The following is a 3,373-nucleotide window of genomic DNA, read 5'->3' as shown; positions in this document are numbered from 1 at the left end:
CTTTGTGTTTGCTTAATTATTATAGTGAGTAAATAGAAAGATAAAGCTCTTTAACAATTAGGAACAAGCTGAAAGAAACGAGTTCTCGTTCTTATGTAAAGCTTTTATCGAGATGTGAAATTAAAGGTTAGTGATAATTTTTAGTTGAGACGAATTGGTAGAGGTGAGTAATTAAGAAAGAGAAAAAAGCGTAATTAAAACCAAGACAACTGTGAGTTGTAAGGTTAAGAAATTAAGCGTACACGGTGGATGCCTAGGCAATCAGAGGCGAAGAAGGACGTGTTAATCTGCGAAAAGCGACGGTGAGCTGATAAAAAGCGCTATAGCCGTCGATGTCCGAATGGGGAAACCCAGTGTAGGTGACTACACTATCATATGATGAATTCATAGTCATATGAGGCGAACCGGGAGAACTGAAACATCTAAGTACCCCGAGGAAAAGAAATCAACCGAGATTCCCTAAGTAGCGGCGAGCGAAAGGGGAGGAGCCCAAGCGGGTAGCATATAGTATTAGTGGAAGCGTCTGGAAAGTCGCACGATAGAGGGTGAAAGTCCCGTACACGAAGGTGCGATATGTGGAAGCTTATAGAGTAGGGCGGGACACGTGATATCCTGTCTGAAGAAGGGGGGACCATCCTCCAAGGCTAAATACTCCTGATTGACCGATAGTGAACCAGTACCGTGAGGGAAAGGCGAAAAGAACCCCGGGAGGGGAGTGAAATAGACCCTGAAACCGTGTACGTACAATCAGTGGGAGCTGCTGCCATTAGGTAGTAGTGACTGCGTACCTTTTGTATAATGGGTCAGCGACTTATATTCTGTAGCAAGGTTAACCGAATAGGGGAGCCGAAGGGAAACCGAGTATTAACTGTGCGTTAAGTTGCAGGGTATAGACCCGAAACCCGGTGATCTAGCCATGGGCAGGTTGAAGGTTGGTTAACACTAACTGGAGGACCGAACCGACTAATGTTGAAAAATTAGCGGATGACCTGTGGCTGGGGGTGAAAGGCCAATCAAACCGGGAGATAGCTGGTTCTCCCCGAAAGCTATTTAGGTAGCGCCTCATGAGTAACTGTTGGGGGTAGAGCACTGTTTCGGCTAGGGGGCCATCCCGGCTTACCAACCCGATGCAAACTCCGAATACTGACAAGTTTAATCATGGGAGACACACGGCGGGTGCTAACGTTCGTCGTGAAGAGGGAAACAACCCAGACCGCCAGCTAAGGTCCCGAAGTCATAGTTAAGTGGGAAACGAAGTGGGAAGGCTTAGACAGCTAGGATGTTGGCTTAGAAGCAGCCATCATTTAAAGAAAGCGTAATAGCTCACTAGTCGAGTCGGCCTGCGCGGAAGATGTAACGGGGCTAAAACTATGCACCGAAGCTGCGGCAGTGCACGTAAGTGTATTGGGTAGGGGAGCGTTCTGTAAGCCGTAGAAGGTGTGTTGTGAGGCATGCTGGAGGTATCAGAAGTGCGAATGCTGACATAAGTAACGATAAAGCGGGTGAAAAGCCCGCTCGCCGGAAGACCAAGGGTTCCTGTCCAACGTTAATCGGGGCAGGGTGAGTCGACCCCTAAGGAGAGGCCGAAGGGCGTATCTGATGGGAAACGGGTTAATATTCCCGTACTGGCTATAACTGCGATGGGGGGACGAAGAAGGCTAGGTTTACCACCTATTGGATGGTGGGTTAAGCATGTAGGCGTGTGATTAGGCAAATCCGGTCACTGAAACGCTGAGGTGTGATGACGAGCTGCTAAGGCAGTGAAGTAATTGATGCCCTGCTTCCAGGAAAATCCTCTAAGCTTCAGGTTATAGTTAATCGTACCCGAAACCGACACAGGTGGTCAGGTAGAGAATACTCAGGCGCTTGAGAGAACTCGGGTGAAGGAACTAGGCAAAATGGTGCCGTAACTTCGGGAGAAGGCACGCTGATGGTAATTGAAGTCCCACGCGGATGTAGGTGAAGTCAGTCGAAGATACCAGCTGGCTGCAACTGTTTAATAAAAACACAGCACTGTGCAAACACGAAAGTGGACGTATACGGTGTGACGCCTGCCCGGTGCTGGAAGGTTAATTGATGGGGTTATGCGTAAGCAGAAGCTCTTGATCGAAGCCCCAGTAAACGGCGGCCGTAACTATAACGGTCCTAAGGTAGCGAAATTCCTTGTCGGGTAAGTTCCGACCTGCACGAATGGCGTAATGATGGCCAGGCTGTCTCCACCCGAGACTCAGTGAAATTGAAATTGCCGTGAAGATGCGGTGTACCCGTGGCAAGACGGAAAGACCCCGTGAACCTTTACTATAGCTTGACAGTGAACATTGAGCCTTAATGTGTAGGATAGGTGGGAGGCAAAGAAGCATGCACGCCAGTGTGTGTGGAGTCGACCTTGAAATACCACCCTTTAATGTTTGATGTTCTAACCTATACTTCTGAATCGAGGTAAGGGACACTGTCTGGTGGGTAGTTTGACTGGGGCGGTCTCCTCCCAAAGAGTAACGGAGGAGCACGAAGGTTAGCTAATCCTGGTCGGACATCAGGAGGTTAGTGCAATGGCAAAAGCTAGCTTGACTGCGAGAGTGACGGCTCGAGCAGGTACGAAAGTAGGTCATAGTGATCCGGTGGTTCTGAATGGAAGGGCCATCGCTCAACGGATAAAAGGTACTCCGGGGATAACAGGCTGATACCGCCCAAGAGTTCATATCGACGGCGGTGTTTGGCACCTCGATGTCGGCTCATCACATCCTGGGGCTGAAGTAGGTCCCAAGGGTACGGCTGTTCGCCGTTTAAAGTGGTACGCGAGCTGGGTTTAGAACGTCGTGAGACAGTTCGGTCCCTATCTGCCATGGGCGTAGGAAAATTGAGAGGGTTTGCTTCTAGTACGAGAGGACCGAAGTGAACGCACCGCTGGTGTTCGGGTTGTGATGCCAATTGCATTGCCCGGTAGCTACGTGCGGAATAGATAAGTGCTGAAAGCATCTAAGTACGAAACTAGCCTCGAGATGAGTTTTCCCTGAAGAGATTCAGTAAGGTCCGTTTGAGACTAAGACGTAGATAGGTCAGGTGTGTAAGTGTAGTGATACATTGAGCTAACTGATACTAATGAACCGAGAGTCTTAACCTTACAACTCGGAGTTGTTTTGGGGTTACGCGAGAGATTGTATAAAAGTTGAAATAACAGTTTGTTCCGGATTGAGAGATTAGTGCAGATATGAGATAATGTAACTAATTGAAGAGAGTACAGGATATGTCTGGCGGTAATAGCGCGGTGGTCCCACCTGACCCCATGCCGAACTCAGAAGTGAAACGCCGTAGTGCCGATGGTAGTGTGGGTATTACCCATGTGAGAGTAGGGGGCCGCCAGACTTTTAAATTT

General features: G+C 48.8%; 2 rRNA genes. Both read left to right on the top strand.

Annotation, left to right across the window (positions count from 1 at the left end):
* Positions 1–222: 222 nt before the first annotated feature.
* A 23S ribosomal RNA gene (locus tag ACYIAM_RS12815) occupies positions 223–3,121 on the top strand.
* Between the two features lie 126 nt (positions 3,122–3,247).
* A 5S ribosomal RNA gene (gene rrf, locus ACYIAM_RS12810) occupies positions 3,248–3,363 on the top strand.
* Positions 3,364–3,373 lie beyond the last annotated feature (10 nt).

This window comes from Gilliamella sp. X-60 (genome assembly GCF_057063585.1).
Note: the sequence above shows the minus strand (reverse complement) of the source record. Positions and strands in the feature narration are given on the sequence as shown.